Genomic DNA, 15,493 nt, shown 5'->3' on the forward strand with positions numbered 1-15,493 from the left:
CAGCCGCGCGGGACAAGGAACTCGAGGCCGTCCGCGAGCAACTGGACAAGCTCTACCGCGCGGCTGCCTCCGCCACCGACGCCTACAACGCGGCCGAGGAGAAGGCCGAACTGCAGTCGCGGCAGATCGCCGAACTGACGAAGAAGATCGCCGAGGCCGAGGAGACGCTGGCGGGGCTGAAGGACCGCGCGGGCGCCGCGGCCCGTGCCCAGTACCGCTCCGGGGGCCTGCCGCCCGAGGCCCGCCTCATGCTCAGCGACGACCCCGGCGCGTTCCTGGACGGCACCGGCCGGGTCCGCCAGGGCGAGCGCGCCACCCGGCACCTGATCGAGGAGACCCGGCGCACCCGGCAGGACCTGGAGACCTACTCCGCGGACGCCTCCGCCCAGTTCAAGAAGCTGGAGGCCAACCGCAGGGCCAGGGCCGCCGCCCAGAAGAAGATCGAGAAGCGGATCGCGGCGGCCGAGAAGCTGGAGTCCCAGCTGGAGAAGGAGGAGAAGGAGCGGCTGGCCGAGCTGGAACGGGAGGCCGCCCGCAAGGCGCAGAACGCCTGGCTGGACACCGGCGTCCTCGACGGCGCCGACGGCGAGGCCACCACCCGGGGCGAGCAGGCCGTGAAGTACGCCACGGCCCAGATCGGCAAGCCGTACGTCTGGGGCGCCGAGGGCCCCGAGTCGTACGACTGTTCCGGACTCACCTCACAGGCCTGGGCGAGCGCCGGCCAGGGCATCCCGCGCACCTCCCAGGAACAGTGGAAGCAGCTCCAGCGGGTCGACGTCACGGACATGCGCCCCGGTGACCTGGTCGTCTACTTCGACGACGCCAGCCATGTCGGGATGTACATCGGCGACGGCGCGATCGTCCACGCCCCGCGCCCCGGCCGGACGGTGACGATCGCGGGCGCCGGCTCGATGCCGATCCTGGGGGTCGTACGGCCGGACGCGGGCTGAACCGTCCCGGGCGGCACCGTTGGTGGGGTCCGCGCCGCCGTGACCTGAGCCACGTGACACGTCGTGACCTGGCCCACGTGACCCACCCCACGCCCGGCCCGTTCCCCGACGCCGTACCGGCGTGACGTTCGTCATCCCCACAGGCCGGCCGGCCTGTCCAACTGCGGTACGGAACGCGGCATATGACAGCGCTCCGCGGACGGCCGGCGTGCCGCACACCATTCCGCTGCGGCGCCGACACCCGCTATGGTCCCCGTCGGTGGGTCGAGGTCCCTCGCCCCGCCGTGCCCTCGGGGGGAGGGAAGGAACCCAAGACAATGCCCGTACCCGTACCGCGGCAGAGAGCGATCCCGGCCGTGGAGAGTGGTCAGGCGCCCGCCGCGTCCACCGGCGGCCCCTCCGGAGACCCCGGTGCCGTGGCTGCGCGCAAGGAAGACCCGGCGCAGAACACCTCCGACACCACCGCCACCGTCCACCACACCAACCTGACGCTGCTGCTGATCGAGGACGACCCCGGCGGCTCCCCGATCGTGCCCGAGCTGCTGGACCAGACCGGCAAGCCCATCCGGGTGCGCACCGCCCGCAACCTCACCGAGGCCGAGCGGCTGCTCACCGACGACGTCCACTGCATCCTGCTGGACCTGGCGCTGGCCGCCCCCGGCCGGGCGGGCGACTCCGGCGACGAGCTGGCCGTGCTCCGCCACGTTCTGGAGCTGGCGCCCCGGCACGCCGTCCTCGCCCTCACCGCGTCCGGTGACGCCGAGCGCGGCGCCGAGGCGGTCCGCGTGGGCGCCCAGGACTACCTGTTCCGCGACGAGCTGGACGGCCGGCTGCTGAGCCGCGCCATCCAGTACGCCGTCGAACGCAAGCGGTCCGACACGGCCGAGCGGCGGCTCGCCGAGGGCCGGATGCGCGCCCAGGAGAACCGCCGCCTGGAGCGCGGCCTGCTGCCGACGCCGCTGCTGGAGGGCTCCTCGCTGCGGTTCGCGGCCCGCTACCGGCCCGGCCGCTCGCGCGCGCTGCTCGGCGGCGACTTCTACGACGTCGTCCGCACCCCCGACGGCACCGTGCACGCCATGATCGGCGACGTCTGCGGGCACGGCCCCGACGAGGCCGCGCTCGGTGTGGAGCTGCGCATCGCCTGGCGGGCGCTGACCCTGGCCGGGCTGTGCGGTGACCAGCTGCTGAACACCCTCCAGCAGGTGCTGGAGCACGAGCGGTCCGACGACGAGATCTTCGCGACGCTCTGCACGGTCGACATAGCCCCCGACGGCCGCCGCGCGGGCCTGTGCCTGGCCGGGCACCCGGCGCCCCTGGTGATCCGCCCCGGCCTGCACCGGGCTCCCGGCTCCGGCGCGGCGGAGGGCACCCCCACGCCGCGTCTGCTGCCCTACGACAACAACGGCCCCGCCCTCGGTCTGCTCCCCGGCGCCCGCTGGCCGCGGATGCAGGTGGAGCTGGGCGCCGAGTGGAGCCTGATGCTGTACACCGACGGCCTGATCGAGGGCCGGATCGGCGCGGGCGGGGAGCGGCTCGGCCAGGACGGCATGGTCGAGATGATCAGCCGCCAGCTGGCCGCCGGACTCACCGGCGAGGAACTGCTGCGGGCCGCCGTGACCGAGGTCCGCGAACTGAACGGCGGCGAGCTGACGGACGACGTGGCGGTGCTGCTGCTCGACCGGGTGCCGTAGGACACCCGAGGGCCCCGGCCCGCGCGGTCGCCGGGGCCTGCGCGAAGCCTCTCAGCCGAGCAGCGGTATCAGCTGTTCCTCCTCGTGCGTCAGGTGGGCCTCCAGCTCGGTGGTCAGCCGCTCCACCTCCGCGCGGACGGCCGCCGGGTCCGCCGGGTCGGCGACGACCCGGCGCAGCTCCTCGACCAGGGCGGCGATGCGCTCGTGCTCCTCGCGCAGCAGTGCGACGACGGGGGCGGACTCCGGATGGCGGCTCTCGAGCATCGGGAAGAGGCCCAGGTCCTCGCCGGTGTGGTGGTTGTGCAGACCGTGGCAGAACGTGAGGCAGTTGACGCGGAGCTGGGCGCCGAGGGCGGTGCCGGCCCCGGCGATCTCCTGTCTCAGCAGGGCGAGTTCGCGGCGGAAGGCGTCGTGGACGACCTTGACCGCCTCGCCCAGGGAGCCGGCGTTGAAGGTGGGCGGGCCGTCGGCCGGAATCTCGTACAGGGCGACCACGGGGATCAGCCGCGTGGTCTTCTCCTGGTACGCCGCCCAGCCCGGGTCGCTCTCCACGGCCCGCGCGAACGCCTGGTCCCGCTCCTCGCCGGTCAGCGGTTCGGCCCGCGCCCGGTAGACGAACGCGCCGTCCTCGACGGTGACTTCGGGGTGCGCGAGGAGATTGTGGTACCAGGCCGGGTGCCGGGGCGAGCCGCCCGCCGAGGCGATCACCAGGATGCGCTCGGCGCCGTCGGGCAGATAGCCGACGGGGGTCGTGTGCGGCTTGCCCGAGCGGGCGCCGGTGGTGGTCAGCAGGACCAGCCGGGCGTTCTCGAACATCCCGGTGAGCCGGCCCTTGTTGGCCCGGAACTCGTCGATGATCTGTTGATTGAAGTCGTTGGGCAATGCTCTTCCTTCTCTGTGGTGTTCGCTGGCAGCGCTCGCACAGAGAGGAGGGCGGGCTTCTCGCCCGCCGTGGCCTCACGCAGAGGCCGGGCACCCAACTCGCTCGTGGCCCATGGCCGACCCGGCAGTCATGACGAGGACGTTAGCCGTCGACTCCCTTGCCCGGCAAGGCGGTTAAGGTCGTGCCGATGCGCGCACTGATCTTTCTCGACATCGACGGGACCCTGCTGCCGTTCGGTGGCGAGGACCCGTACCCGGTCCACCAGGGCCCGAACGGCCCACCGCCCGCCGGCCATCCCCTGCTGGACCGCGTGGACCCCGCCCTCGGCCCCCGCCTGCTCGCCCTGGGCTGCGTGCCGGTGTGGGCGACGACCTGGCTGGACGACGCGAACACCCTGCTGGCGCCATGGCTGGGCCTGCCGCCGCTGCCGGTCGTGGACGTGGCGAGCGGCACGGAGGACCCACCGCCCGGCGGACGGCACTGGAAGACCGGCCCGATCGTCGCGTGGGCCGCGGGCCGCCCCTTCGTCTGGCTCGACGACGAGATCACCGGCGCCGACCGGGCCTGGGTGGCCGCACACCACCCCGGCCCGGCCCTGCTGCACCGCGTGGACCACCGGCACGGCCTGAGGGAAGCCGACTTCGCGGTGGTGCGCGCCTGGCTCAGGGACGCCGGGTGCGCCCCAGCACCTCCGCGACCCGCATGAACCCGTCCGAGCCGTGACCCAGGCCGATCACCCGGCGGGCCTGCCCCTCGATCGCCCGCATCAGGCTCGCCTCGATCCCGTGCTCCTCGGAGGCGTGGACGATGTGCGCCATGGTGGAGGCGCCGGAGGTGATCGGGTTCAGCTCGCCCGAGTAGGTGCCGCTGTCCACGTCGTCCGCGAACTCCTCGAAGAGCGGCGGCAGGATCGCGGCGATGCCCTGCGCGAACGGTGCCAGCTCGCGCGCGGAGATGCCCTCGGCGCGGGCCACGGCGACCGCGTGCGCGTAGCCGCCCATCGCCGTCCAGAAGATGTCCAGCAGGGCGATGTCGTACGAGGCGGCCCGGCCGATGTCCTCGCCGAGGTGGGTGTGGGTGCCGCCGAGCACGTCCAGGACCGGCTTGTGCTCCTCGTAGACGTCCCGGGGGCCGCTGTGCAGGAACACGGCGTCGGGGGTGCCGATCGTGGGGGCGGGCGTCATGATCGCGCCGTCCAGGTAGCGGACACCGTGCCGGTCGGCCCACTCGCCGGTGTCCCGGGCGCGGGACGGGGTGTCCGCGCTGAGGTTGACGACCGTACGGCCCTTGAGGGCGTCGGTGACGGTCTCGCGCCGCAGGATCGCGTCGGAGGCGTCGTAGTTGACGACGCAGACGACCACGAGGTCGCTCGCCGCCACCGCCTCCTCCGCCGACCCGGCCGCCAGCGCGCCGCGCGCCACCAGCTCGGCGTCCCGGCCCGGGGTGCGGTTCCAGACGGTGGTGCGCACACCGGCGTCCAGGAAGGCGGTGGCCAGGGCGCGGCCCATGGGACCGAGCCCGAGGACGGTCACGGAAGCGGAGGCGGGGTCGATGACGTTCGTAGACATGAGGAAGCTCCTGCTGTTTCCAGAAAAATTGATCTAGCTGACTGAAACTGACTGAACTGACCGCACGACTGACGACGAACCAAGAGGAATGGGACGACGATGACGCGCAGCCGGGCCCGGGACCTGAATGTCTGTGGAGTGACCGCGGCGATCTCGGTGATCGACGGCAAGTGGAAGACGTCGCTGCTGTGGCTGCTGGAGTCGGGGCCGCACCGGCCGGCCGAGCTGCGCCGCAAGCTGCCGGGCCTCAGCGAGAAGGTGCTGACTCAGGCCCTGCGCGAGATGGAGGAGGACGGCCTCGTGCACCGGGAGGTGTTCGCCGTCCTGCCGCCGAAGACGGTGTACACGCTCACCGGCTTCGGCCGTGAACTGTCCGAGGCCCTCGCTCCTCTCTCCGACTGGGGACACCGCCGCCTGGAACGCCTCGCGGCGCCCGTGGTGGCCTCCTGACCACCTGCGACCAGCCTCCTACGAGCCCCGAACCATGCCAAGTACCCACTTTTTTGTGGGTGTTCGGCCCGCCGGGCGACCCGCGGCGAGCGGTGCCATGCTGGAAACAGAGGAGGAAAGTGCCATGTCAGCGATGTTCGAGCTAGCGGACGGCGGCATCGGGTTCATGCCCGACCCGGCCGACAACCCCGACGGTCACAACGTCCCCCACCATGACGCCGGCACCCGGATCAGCTTCGAGCTGGCCAACGTCGGCGACGTCGGCGGAAACGCCCGGGTCACCGTCGAGTGCGACGGGAACGTCGTCGGCCCCGAGTGGACCTCGGGCTACCTCGATCCCGGTGACCCGGACACCGGCTATGTCAGCCTGGGCCGCCTCGGCCCGGGCTCCCACGAGGTCCTGATCTACGTCAACCCCGGCTCGGGCAGCCGGGACCACACGACGGCCCAGTTCGGCGTCGACTGAGCCCGGCGTGCCCGGCGGGCCCGCCGGGCTTCACCAGGTGTGCCCCAGCGGGCACATGTGCGGGGTCTCGTGGATGAACTGCCGCGTGCAGGTCTTGCCGCAGCCGGGCTCCGGGCACTTCGAGCCGCAGAACTTGCGCTGCGGTGCCGCCCCGGGGTCCGACTGCTCCCATACGTCGCCGTGCGGGCACCGGTGGTCGCCTCCGTGCCCGGACTGGAGGAAGCAGGCAGACGACATCTGCCGGTCCTCGCTGCACACGGGGCACGGCCCGAAACCGCACTGACCCGGCGCGCCGCCCGGGGGGAGTCCGCCGTCGAGGTCGCTGGGTGGCATCCGTGCCACCTCCTCGTGGAAGTGGTGGGGGCCCGGCGTTCCCAGGAGTCCCGTCAGCCCCTTCGGTCCCTTCCCTTCCAGGATGGCGCGGGCGCAGGCAACGGCAACCGGTGGCCGCCCCGACACGCGGCACACTGTTGCAAGCAGGTTGCTTGCAATTGTTAGCACGGGTGGGGCATGGTGGACCCATGGCATCGCTCAACGTCGGCAGTCTCGGGGAGTACCTGCGGGAGCAGCGGCGCAGCGCGCAGCTGTCGCTGCGGCAGCTCGCCGAGGCGGCCGGGGTGTCCAACCCGTACCTGAGTCAGATCGAGCGCGGACTGCGCAAGCCGAGCGCGGAGGTGCTCCAGCAGGTCGCCAAGGCGCTGCGGATCTCCGCGGAGACGCTGTACGTACGCGCCGGGATCCTCGACGCCGAGCGGGACCGGGACGAGGTCGAGACCCGGGCGGTCATCCTCGCCGATCCCACCCTGAACGAGCGGCAGAAACAGGTGCTGCTCCAGGTGTACGAGTCGTTCCGCAAGGAGAACGGGCACGGGGAGACCACCCCGGACGACCTGGGCGATGCCGGTCCGCAGCAGACGGCCGGTTGACCGGACCAGGGAAAGACCGGCCGGCGGCCGCGGACCGCCCACCCTCAGCCGAAAGCGATCGACATCGATCCGGGAGGACCCTCACCATGGCCATCACCGACGACCTGCGCAAGACCTTCAGCGACCCGACCCCGCTCTACTTCGCCGCCGGTACCGCCGACCTGGCCCTCCAGCAGGCCCGCAAGGTGCCCGGTCTGGTCGAGCAGCTGCGCGCGGAGGCCCCGGCCCGTATCGAGGCGGTCCGCAACACCGACCCCAAGGCCGTCCAGGAGAAGGCCGCCGCCCGGGTGAAGGAGACGCAGGAGACCCTCCAGACCAAGGTCACCGAGCTGTTCGGGGCCCTGGACGCCGACCTGAAGAAGGTCGACCTGAAGAAGATCGGCGAGACCGCCCAGGACTTCGCCCTGCGCGGTGTCGGCGTCGCCGCCGAGTACGCCGTCAAGGCCCGGGAGACCTACGAGAAGGTCGCCGAGCACGGCGAGCACGCGGTGAGGACCTGGCGCGGCGAGGCCGCCGAGACCATCGAGGACCTGGCCGTGGCGGTCGAGCCGGACCCCGCGCCGAAGCCGGAGCCGGTCGCGGTCGAGGACGAGCCCGCCGAGGCGCCGGTCGCCGGGAACCCGGCGAAGAAGGCCCCGGCCCGCAAGCCGGCCGCCAAGAAGTCGACGCCGTCCGCCACGTGACGCCGCACGGAGAACGGCCGGGCACTCGGGGGGTGCCCGGACCGTTGTCCGGGTAGCCGGAAGGCGGTTGCGGGTACGGTGACCGGGTGAGGACGAGCCGAGTCGGGTGGTGGACGTTGTGCTGATGCAGGGTTTCGCTGGGTTCCTGTGGCTGCTGAACCTGGCCCTGATCCTTTTCAGCGGCTTCGCGCTGATCGACGCCGCCACGCGCCGTGAGGACGCCTACCGCGCGGCGGACAAGCAGACGAAGCCGTTCTGGCTGATCATCCTCGGTCTGGCCTTCGTGGTCAGCCTGATCTTCGGCATCCTGTCGTTCCTGCCGATCCTGGGTCTGATCGCGACGATCGTGTACATGGTCGACGTCCGCCCGGCGCTGCGCGGCCTGCCCGGCGGCGGCCGCCCCCGCCGCGGCTCCAGCAGCGACGGTCCGTACGGGCCGTACAACGGCGGTCGCTGACTCCGGCCCACGGGGGCGGCCCCGCCGGAGGGCGTCGTGAGCGCCTAGAACGGCAAGGGCCGCCCGTGCACCACCGTCAGCGCCGACACCGCTCGGGTCAGCACCACGTACAGCCGGTGCAGGCCCCGCTCCTCCGCCTCCGCGATCGCGGCCGGTTCCACGGCCACGACATGGTCGTACTCCAGGCCCTTGACCAGGCTCGCGGGCAGCACCGCGACCCGGGCGTCCGCCGTCGGCCCCTCCGTCGTGCCGATGCCGGCGGCGGCCAGGGCCCGGCGCAGCCGGGGCACCTCCGCGTCGGCCGCGATCACCCCGACGGAACCCTCGCCGGCGAGAGCGCCGCGGACCGCCGTCACGACCGCGGCGGGCACGTCGTCCGTCTCGCGCACGGTCAGCTCGCCGTCCCGGCGCAGCGAACGGGGCTCGGGGACGGCGACGTCGAGGCGTCGCAGTACGCGGTTGGCGAGGCCGAGGACGGCCGCCGGGACGCGGAAGCCGGTGGTCAGCGGGACGACCGTGGCGTCCGGCTTGCCGAGGTGGCGCATGAGGACGGACCAGTCGCGGGCGGCCCACGGGGTGGTGCCCTGGGCCAGGTCGCCGAGGACGGTCAGGGAGCCGTAGACCGAGCGGCGGGCGACGGCGCGGCACTCCATCGGGGAGAGGTCCTGCGCCTCGTCGACGACGACATGGCCGTAGCCCTCGGGGTGTTCGATCAGGCCGGCGACCTCGTCGAGGAGGACGAGGTCGGCGGCCGACCAGCGGGCGGACTTCCAGGAGCGAGGCGGGCGCGGCCACAGCAGCGCCTTCTGCTCGTCGGCGTCCAGCAGCCCCTCGGCGGCCCGTTCGAGGGCGGCCGGGTCGGCGAGGAGTCCGGCGACGACCTCCTCGGGGCGCACCCGCGGCCATACGGCGTCCAGCCACGCGCCGAGCGGGCGGGCGCGTTCGATCCGCCGCACCCAGGCGCTGGTGCGGGGCCCGCCGCGCCGCTCGGCCTGCGCGCGCAGCGCGGCGACCACGCGCGCGCGGACCCGCTCCCGCCCGACCGCGTACGGCGGCTGCTCGGCCCGTACGTCCGCCACGATCGCCCGCAGTTCCTCCGCGGCGACCCGCCAGCGGTAGGAGCCGTCGGGCACGGCGAGGGCGCCGGCGTCGGCGTCGGCGTCGGGGCACGCGCGCGCGTACAGCGCCCGGCGCAGCACCTCGGCCGTCCGTGCGTCGTGCTTGACGACGGCGGTCCGCTCGTCGTCGGTCCCGGTGACCGGGTGCCGGGCGATCTCGTCCTGGACGGTGGACTGCCGTACGCCGGTCTCGCCGAGGGCGGGCAGCACCTCGGCGATGTAGTCGAGGAAGGTGCGGTTGGGGCCCAGGATCAGCAGTCCGCCGCGCCGGATGCGCTGCGGGTGGGTGTAGAGCAGGTAGGCGGCGCGGTGCAGGCCGACGGCGGTCTTCCCGGTGCCCGGGCCGCCCTGCACGCACACGGAGGCGGTGAGAGCGGCGCGCACGAGGTCGTCCTGCTCGGGCTGGATGGTGGCCGCGATGTCCCGCATCGGGCCGACCCGGGGGCGTTCGATCTCCCGGGCGACGATCTCGCTCGTCCGGCTCTCGCCGCGGGCCAGGTGCTCGTCCTCCAGGCCGGTCAGGTCGGCGGAGTCGCCGCGGCTGCCGGGGGCCCAGCCGAAGCGGCGGCGGACCGCGACGCCCCGCGGGTTGCGGGGGCCGGCCTGGTAGAAGGCGCGGGCGACGGGGGCGCGCCAGTCGACGACGAGCGGCGGGGCGGTGGGGTGCTCGGTGATCCGCAGCCGGCCGATGTGCAGCGGGCCGTGCGTGCCGCCGTGGTCTTCCGGGGCGGCGGGGTCGAAGTCGAGCCGGCCGAAGAACAGCGGGCCTTCGGGGAGTTCGCGCAGTTCTTTGGCCTGGCTGCGCAGCCGGTGGCCGAGGACTTCGGCGTCGGCGCCGGAGGCGGAGACGTCCTCACCGGTGACGACCTGTTCCTGGGCGCCCTCGACCATGGCGGTGAGGGCGGCCCGGCAGTGGTCGTGGTGGGCGCGTTCGAGGCGGAGGGCGTGCTGGAGGGCAGGGTCGGGTGACGTCATTCCATCGAGCGTACTGGATAACGTAACCGAGTTACATTTCTTACTGAGTCAGCGATCGGCGAGCCGGGGCAGCCCGGCGGCCAGCAGACCGAACGCGCGCTCCGCCGCCGCCACCGCCTCCCCCCGGACGTCCGCCGCGCGCTCCCCCGCAGCGATCCGCCGCCAGTTCTCCTGCGCCAGGATCCGCTGGACCGCGACGATCTGCCCCGCCGCCAGCCGGGCCTCCAGATCGCCGCCCAGCACATCGGCGAGCGCCGCCTCCGAACGCTCCAGATGCCCGTGCAGCCGGGCGACCAGGGCAGGAGTGGCGTAGAGCAGGGTGTGGAAGGCCAGCACCCCGGGATCGTCGCTGAGCCCGGTGACGGGGTCGTGCCGCTCCAGCCCCGCGAGGAAGGCGCGGCGCAGCGCGGTCAGCGGGGCGGCGTCCGAGGCCGCGACCACCCGGGCCGCCTCGCCCTCGTGGTCCGCGATCCGGTGCAGCACCAGGTCCTCCTTGGCCGGGAAGTACCGGAACAGCGTCGGCTTGGAGATCTCCGCCGCGGCCGCCACCTCGGCGACCGACACCGCGTCGAACCCCTTCTCCAGGAACAGTCCGATCGCGAGGTCCGACACCACCTGGTACATCCGCTGCCGCTTGCGCTCACGCAGCCCGATCTCAGCCATGGCACGAGCCTACGGTCGTCCCGCCGCCGCTCCTTGACCTCGACCGCGCTCGAGGTCGAAGACTGCTCATGGAAACGGTGATCGACAGCTCGGAGGGGTGGGCCATGCTCACGGTGCAGGTGAAGGAGTTCGGCGGTCCCGAGGTACTGGTGCCGGTGGCGGTGCCCGACCCCGAGCCGGGGCCCGGAGAGGTGCTGATCGAGGTGTCCCACGCCGACACCATCTTCCTGGAGACCCAGCTCCGGGCGGGCTGGGGCGGCGAGTACTTCGCGCTCACCCCGCCGTACGTGCCCGGCGGCGGGGTCGCCGGGCACGTACGGGCGCTCGGCCCCGGGGCCGGCACACAGTGGCTGGGGCGCCGGGTCGCCGCCTTCGTCGACGGCAGCTACGCCGAGCGCGCGCTCGCCTCGGCCGCTGCCCTCACCCCCGTACCGGACGGCCTGGACCTGCCCGCGGCGGCGGCCCTGGTCCACGACGGGGTGACCGCGATGGGCCTGCTGGAACGGACCGCCCTCGCGACCGGCGACCGGGTGCTGATCCTCGGCGCGTCCGGCGGCATGGGCACCCTGCTCGTCCAGCTGGCCCACGCCCGCGGCGCCCGGGTGGTCGCGGTGGCCCGGGGCACGGAGAAGCAGGCGCTGGTCCGGCGGCTGGGCGCCGACGAGACGGTGGACGTCAGCGCCCAGGACTGGCCGGAGCGGGCCCGTACCGCCCTCGGCGGCGCCGCCGACATCGTCCTCGACGGAGTGGGCGGCTCGCTCGGCGCCGCCGCCCTCCCGCTCACCGCACCCGGCGGGCGCTTCTCCGCCCACGGCGCCCCCACCGGTGACTTCGCCGCCCTCGACCGGGCGGACGCGGCCCGGCGCGGCATCACGGTGTACGGCATCGCCGACGCGCAGTACCCGGCCGACGAGATCGTGCGCCTGCGCACCGCCGCCTTCGCCGAGGCGGCGGCCGGGCGGCTCGCCCCGGTGATCGGGGAGCGCGTACCGCTGGAGGAGGCGGCCCGGGCCCACCGGCTGATCGAGGGGCGGGGAGTGGTGGGGAAGGTGGTACTGGATGCCCGGCGGTGACGGCGGCTACGGCCGGGTGGCCACGGTGGACAGTTCGTGCGCCGCGTACCAGTAGTGTCGAACAGCCGACGCGATGAGCGCGTGTCGGACACCCTTCTCCCCCTGTTCGTCGCCCCTGCGGGGGTGCGAAGCTTCGCGATCCCGTGGGCCAGGGCCCGCTGCCGGCGTCCACTTGCCGTGTTCCTCGGGCGGCGAGGAGCCGGCTCAGCCCCTCAGCCCCTCAGCACGCGCAGCACCGGCTCCAGCGAGCCGATGACGTCGCTCGCCCCCGCCTCCCTCAGCAGCCGCGCCTTGCGGTCGTTGCGGGCGTAGCCGAGGAACGGGACGCCCGCCCGCCGGGCCGCCTCGTGGTCGGTCGGGGTGTCGCCGATGAACAGGGCCGCCGACGGGGCGGCCGTCAGCGAGGCCAGGGCACGGTGGAGGTGGCAGGGGTCCGGTTCGAGGCGGTGCGGGGCCGCGTCCCGGCCGTGGATGTGCGGCCCGAAGCACCCGGCGAGATCCCGGCCCGCGAGGTAGGCGCCGATCACCCGCGGGGAGTTGTCGGAGGTCACCGCGAGACGGGCGCCGACCGCGGTCCAGGTGCGGATCAGCGGGTCGGCCCAGGCGGTGGGCATGGCCGTGGCGGTGGCCCGCAGTTCCTCCTGGGTGAGGTGTTCCTCCAGCGCCGCCACCACGCCCGGGCCGGGCCGGGCGCGGTCCACGGCGCGCAGCACCTCCTGTGGGTCGGCGGTGTGCCGTTCCGCCTCGGTGAGCAGGGCGCGCAGCCCGCGCCCTGCCAGCCAGTCAACGAGGCTGCCGGCCACCCGGGGCGCCGGATGCCCGGCGAAGAGGCGGCAGATGGGTCCGTCGAAGTCCCAGAGCACGACCTCGGCGCGGGTGACCAGCTCCCGCAGCCGGTCGGTCGGGCTCGGCACCGGTACCGGTTCGGTCCGCGTCATGTCGGAAGTCACCAGGAGAGTGTCGGGTCCCGGGTGACGGTTTCCCAGAGGGTGTCGGGCCACTTCTGGGATTCGTCCGCGAAGAGGCGTCCCGCCGCCCGTCGCTCCGGTGGACGGGGGAGGAACAGGGACCCGCTGGTCAGCACGTCGTACAGGTCGAGCCCACTGCCCTCGGTGGACGCCTCGCGGCGGGCCGCCATGGGGGCGTTGCGCATCGTCAGCAGCGCCGGTGGACGTGGCCGGAGTCGCCGTCGTCGTACTGCTCGACCGGTGCGGGGAAGGCCAGGTCGCTGTTCCGGGACGGCAGCGGCACCCGGACGTCGACCTTGTCCGGTTTCAGCTCGCCCGCACGGACGCACCGCAGCGCCTTCGCGGCGGCTCACCGCACGTCCGCGTCACACCCCGACGGCTCCCGCACCGACGGTGAGGAGCAGCCGCCAAGTGGACCTGACCAAGGGCACGTCGGCGGACGGCTCGGAGCAGCGAGCCGGCCGGGCTCTCCTCCGGAGGGGAGCCGGGAGCCCGGCCGGCGCCACCGCACCGCCACGACGACCACGCAAGAGCCCGCTACGGATGCGTCAGGCGTCAGCAGGCCGGCGCGGGAGGAGGCTCAGAACGAGTCCGGGCACCAGGGACGCCTGGACGGCCGCAGCAGGGCGTCGGCCAGCCGGGCGGCGCCCGCCCGGGTCTCCTGCACCCGCCCCGCGGCCGCCAGCCGCACCGCCGACTCGTCCCCCAGCCACAGCGCTCCGAGGGCGGACACGTCCAGCGTGAGGTCGGCCTCCCGCGAGGTCGCCGTGCAGACTCCGCGGCCGTCCGCGCCGGTCTCCAGCAGATACCGCCCGCCCGTGAACCCGCCCGGGTCGCGGACCTCGAGGACCAGTTCCCCGGTCCCCTGGTAGCCGCGCGCCTCCAGCGCCCGTACGACGTCCAGGATCCGCACCCACATCCAGTCGGCCTGGGTGGTGATCCGGGCGGCGCGCGGGTCCGGCAGGAACAACGGCAGCGGATCGTCCGGGGACCGCCGGCCCGTCCTGACCCGGACGACCCAGTCGATCGAGCACAGATAGCGCCACAGCGCCCGCTCGGCGCGCGGTTCCGCCGCGACCAGCCACTGCACGGTGGCGGTGTTCCCCGGCTGCTTGGCGTCGCTCCACTTGTCGTCCACGGTGTACGCGGCCATGCCCTCGACCTCACCGGCCGGCGAGCGGTACACCGCGTAGAACGGGTCCTTCCACCCCGGGAGGACCCGCAGCACCCCCGTGTTGATCCGCCACCACCGGGCGTCGCGGTTCACCGTGCCGTGCTGGGCGCGCCGCACCCGCTCGTGCAGCTCCGGGCCCAGCTTGCGCACCTCGGCGCCGCCCGCGAGGTCGATCCGCCCGCCGTCCGCGGGCCCCGACCAGCGCGGGTCGAGCCCGGCGCGCGGCACGTCGACGGTCCACTCGGCTGCCGTGGTGGCCGGACCGAAGCCGTACCGGCCGTAGATGGGGTACTCGGCGGCGATCAGCGTCGCCACCACGTCACCGCGCTCCTTGGCCGCCGCCAGATCCCGGGCCATCATCCGGCTGAGCAGTCCGCGCCGGCGGTGCGTCGCGGACACGGTCACGTTGGTGACGGCGTTCGCGGCGACCACGGCACCGCCGACCGCCGTCAGTTCCTGCGGGAAGGAGCGCAGCGTCGCCACGCACCGGCCGTCGTCGAAGGCGCCGACGGTACGGTCCGTCAGGACGCCCGAGGCGCGGGCGGCGATCTCCTCCTCGGTGATCGTCTCGCTGCGCAGGAAGCCGACGGCCACGGCCCGCAGCCAGTCCGGTATCTCGTCCTCGGTGATCAGGCGTACGTCGAGATCGTCGCGATCGCTCATGGCGTCACGGTAGGGGCCCCGGCCGGGCACGTCGCGTGGATTTCCGGCCCGCCGGCCCCGAGGACATCCGCCCGGTCACCTCACAGCAGCAGGTCGTCGACCTGCGCCTCTCCGTCCCGGTACCGCCGGGCGATCTCCGTGCTGCACTCGTCGGCGGTGCGCTGGAGCCGCTGGCGGCGCCAGGACACCTGCTGCTCGTAGCGGACGAGCCGCCCGATCCCGTCGGCCAGCTCCGCGTCGGTGCGGGCGTCCAGGGCGGACAGTTCGACCTCGCCCAGCATCTCGGCGGCCAGCCGCCGGTACTCCTCGCTGCGCGGCGTCCCCAGCGTCACGTGCCGGGCCGACGAGCGCTGCCGGGCCGGGGCGTCGGTCAGGATCTCCGGCAGCCGCTCCACCACGGACGCCTCCGCCACGGCCAGCACGCAGGCCGGCCCGCGCCGCGCCAGCTCCGCGCGCAGGATGTCGATCCGCCCCTGGAGCAGCCGCCGTACGTAACTGAGGTCCGCCTCGTCGCGCTGGGCGTCCCGGCGCAGCGCGCGCAGCTCGGGCAGGCTCAGCGCGGCCAGGTCGGGCTCGGGCGGAGCGGGCAGCACCGGGGGGCGGCCGACGCCGCCCGGGCCGGCGGGACTGTCGGTGCGCTGCGCGGGCGGCCGCAGTGTCCCCACTTCCTCACCCGTGCTCGGTGTGCTCATGTGCCTCTACCGTCCCCTCGACCGGTGTGTGGGAAGCATCGTGCCACCCCAAGTGGCCGCTATGTGACCGAGTGCCCCCGAACGGCCCCAGAT

At 73.9% G+C, this 15,493-nt stretch carries 18 protein-coding genes; 9 read left to right on the plus strand and 9 right to left on the minus strand.

Annotated features, from left to right (window positions below; translation table 11 throughout):
- Positions 1-950: C40 family peptidase (locus tag CCN42_RS01835; RefSeq protein ID WP_107427530.1), on the plus strand; the 950-nt coding region annotated here is incomplete at its 5' end.
- 317 nt (positions 951-1,267) lie between these two features.
- On the plus strand, positions 1,268-2,641 hold the full coding sequence (locus CCN42_RS01840) for a PP2C family protein-serine/threonine phosphatase (protein ID WP_211294611.1): 1,374 nt from the start codon (positions 1,268-1,270) through the stop codon (positions 2,639-2,641).
- A gap of 51 nt (positions 2,642-2,692) precedes the next feature.
- Here CCN42_RS01840 and CCN42_RS01845 read toward each other — a convergent pair whose 3' ends face one another.
- The gene (locus CCN42_RS01845) at positions 2,693-3,523 is read right to left on the minus strand and encodes a nitroreductase/quinone reductase family protein (protein ID WP_086732757.1); all 831 of its coding nucleotides are present in this window, start codon (positions 3,521-3,523) and stop codon (positions 2,693-2,695) included.
- A gap of 188 nt (positions 3,524-3,711) precedes the next feature.
- Here CCN42_RS01845 and CCN42_RS01850 point away from each other — a divergent pair, with 188 nt between their 5' ends.
- Positions 3,712-4,230 (plus strand): HAD domain-containing protein, encoded by a 519-nt coding sequence (locus CCN42_RS01850; protein ID WP_086168902.1) that lies wholly within the window; start codon positions 3,712-3,714, stop codon positions 4,228-4,230.
- Here the strand turns inward: CCN42_RS01850 and CCN42_RS01855 are convergent.
- Positions 4,187-5,092 (minus strand): NAD(P)-dependent oxidoreductase, encoded by a 906-nt coding sequence (locus tag CCN42_RS01855; RefSeq protein WP_086732758.1) that lies wholly within the window; start codon positions 5,090-5,092, stop codon positions 4,187-4,189. The two genes, CCN42_RS01850 and CCN42_RS01855, sit on opposite strands and share 44 nt — an antisense overlap.
- A gap of 99 nt (positions 5,093-5,191) precedes the next feature.
- On the opposite strand from CCN42_RS01855, the gene CCN42_RS01860 reads away from it, so the two are divergent.
- Together CCN42_RS01860 and CCN42_RS01865 are read left to right on the plus strand one after the other, a co-directional pair.
- Positions 5,192-5,542, plus strand: coding sequence for a winged helix-turn-helix transcriptional regulator (locus CCN42_RS01860; protein ID WP_086168904.1), 351 nt, complete (start codon positions 5,192-5,194; stop codon positions 5,540-5,542).
- A 124-nt stretch (positions 5,543-5,666) separates the two neighbouring features.
- Entirely contained in the window at positions 5,667-6,008 is a 342-nt protein-coding gene (locus CCN42_RS01865; protein ID WP_143661823.1) for a hypothetical protein, read from the plus strand.
- Positions 6,009-6,038: 30 nt separating this feature from the next.
- On the opposite strand, the gene CCN42_RS01870 is transcribed toward CCN42_RS01865, so the two are convergent.
- A complete protein-coding gene (locus CCN42_RS01870; protein ID WP_143661824.1) occupies positions 6,039-6,245 on the minus strand; it encodes a hypothetical protein in 207 nt (68 codons plus the stop codon).
- A 284-nt stretch (positions 6,246-6,529) separates the two neighbouring features.
- Between CCN42_RS01870 and CCN42_RS01875 the strand changes: the two genes are divergently transcribed.
- The 3 genes from CCN42_RS01875 to CCN42_RS01885 all read left to right on the plus strand — a co-directional run bounded on the left by CCN42_RS01875 (position 6,530) and on the right by CCN42_RS01885 (position 8,074).
- Positions 6,530-6,934, plus strand: a complete 405-nt coding sequence (locus CCN42_RS01875) for a helix-turn-helix domain-containing protein (protein ID WP_086732761.1) — start codon at positions 6,530-6,532, stop codon at positions 6,932-6,934.
- 86 nt (positions 6,935-7,020) lie between these two features.
- Positions 7,021-7,617, plus strand: coding sequence for a hypothetical protein (locus CCN42_RS01880; protein ID WP_086732762.1), 597 nt, complete (start codon positions 7,021-7,023; stop codon positions 7,615-7,617).
- Between the two features lie 124 nt (positions 7,618-7,741).
- Positions 7,742-8,074, plus strand: a complete 333-nt coding sequence (locus tag CCN42_RS01885) for a DUF2516 family protein (RefSeq protein ID WP_173883167.1) — start codon at positions 7,742-7,744, stop codon at positions 8,072-8,074.
- A gap of 44 nt (positions 8,075-8,118) precedes the next feature.
- Here CCN42_RS01885 and CCN42_RS01890 read toward each other — a convergent pair whose 3' ends face one another.
- On the minus strand, positions 8,119-10,167 hold the full coding sequence (locus tag CCN42_RS01890) for a HelD family protein (protein ID WP_086732763.1): 2,049 nt from the start codon (positions 10,165-10,167) through the stop codon (positions 8,119-8,121).
- A gap of 48 nt (positions 10,168-10,215) precedes the next feature.
- Positions 10,216-10,830, minus strand: coding sequence for a TetR family transcriptional regulator (locus tag CCN42_RS01895; protein WP_086732764.1), 615 nt, complete (start codon positions 10,828-10,830; stop codon positions 10,216-10,218).
- Between the two features lie 68 nt (positions 10,831-10,898).
- On the opposite strand from CCN42_RS01895, the gene CCN42_RS01900 reads away from it, so the two are divergent.
- Positions 10,899-11,903, plus strand: a complete 1,005-nt coding sequence (locus tag CCN42_RS01900) for a zinc-binding dehydrogenase (protein WP_245877103.1) — start codon at positions 10,899-10,901, stop codon at positions 11,901-11,903.
- A 212-nt stretch (positions 11,904-12,115) separates the two neighbouring features.
- On the opposite strand, the gene CCN42_RS01905 is transcribed toward CCN42_RS01900, so the two are convergent.
- The 4 genes from CCN42_RS01905 to CCN42_RS01920 form a co-directional block, all read right to left on the minus strand.
- On the minus strand, positions 12,116-12,904 hold the full coding sequence (locus tag CCN42_RS01905) for an HAD family hydrolase (protein ID WP_245877104.1): 789 nt from the start codon (positions 12,902-12,904) through the stop codon (positions 12,116-12,118).
- Positions 12,850-13,056 carry a hypothetical protein gene (locus CCN42_RS01910; RefSeq protein ID WP_086732766.1) on the minus strand — a complete coding sequence of 69 codons (207 nt, stop codon included), beginning with the start codon at positions 13,054-13,056 and terminating at the stop codon, positions 12,850-12,852. The genes CCN42_RS01905 and CCN42_RS01910 overlap by 55 nt, the downstream gene beginning before the upstream one ends.
- A gap of 395 nt (positions 13,057-13,451) precedes the next feature.
- Positions 13,452-14,708 (minus strand): GNAT family N-acetyltransferase, encoded by a 1,257-nt coding sequence (locus tag CCN42_RS01915; protein ID WP_086732796.1) that lies wholly within the window; start codon positions 14,706-14,708, stop codon positions 13,452-13,454.
- Between the two features lie 80 nt (positions 14,709-14,788).
- Positions 14,789-15,400: an RsiG family protein gene (locus CCN42_RS01920; RefSeq protein ID WP_086732767.1), complete on the minus strand. Its 612-nt coding sequence runs from the start codon at positions 15,398-15,400 to the stop codon at positions 14,789-14,791.
- Positions 15,401-15,493 lie beyond the last annotated feature (93 nt).

This window comes from Streptomyces glaucescens (assembly GCF_002154375.1).
Classification (GTDB): Bacteria; Actinomycetota; Actinomycetes; order Streptomycetales; family Streptomycetaceae; genus Streptomyces; species Streptomyces glaucescens.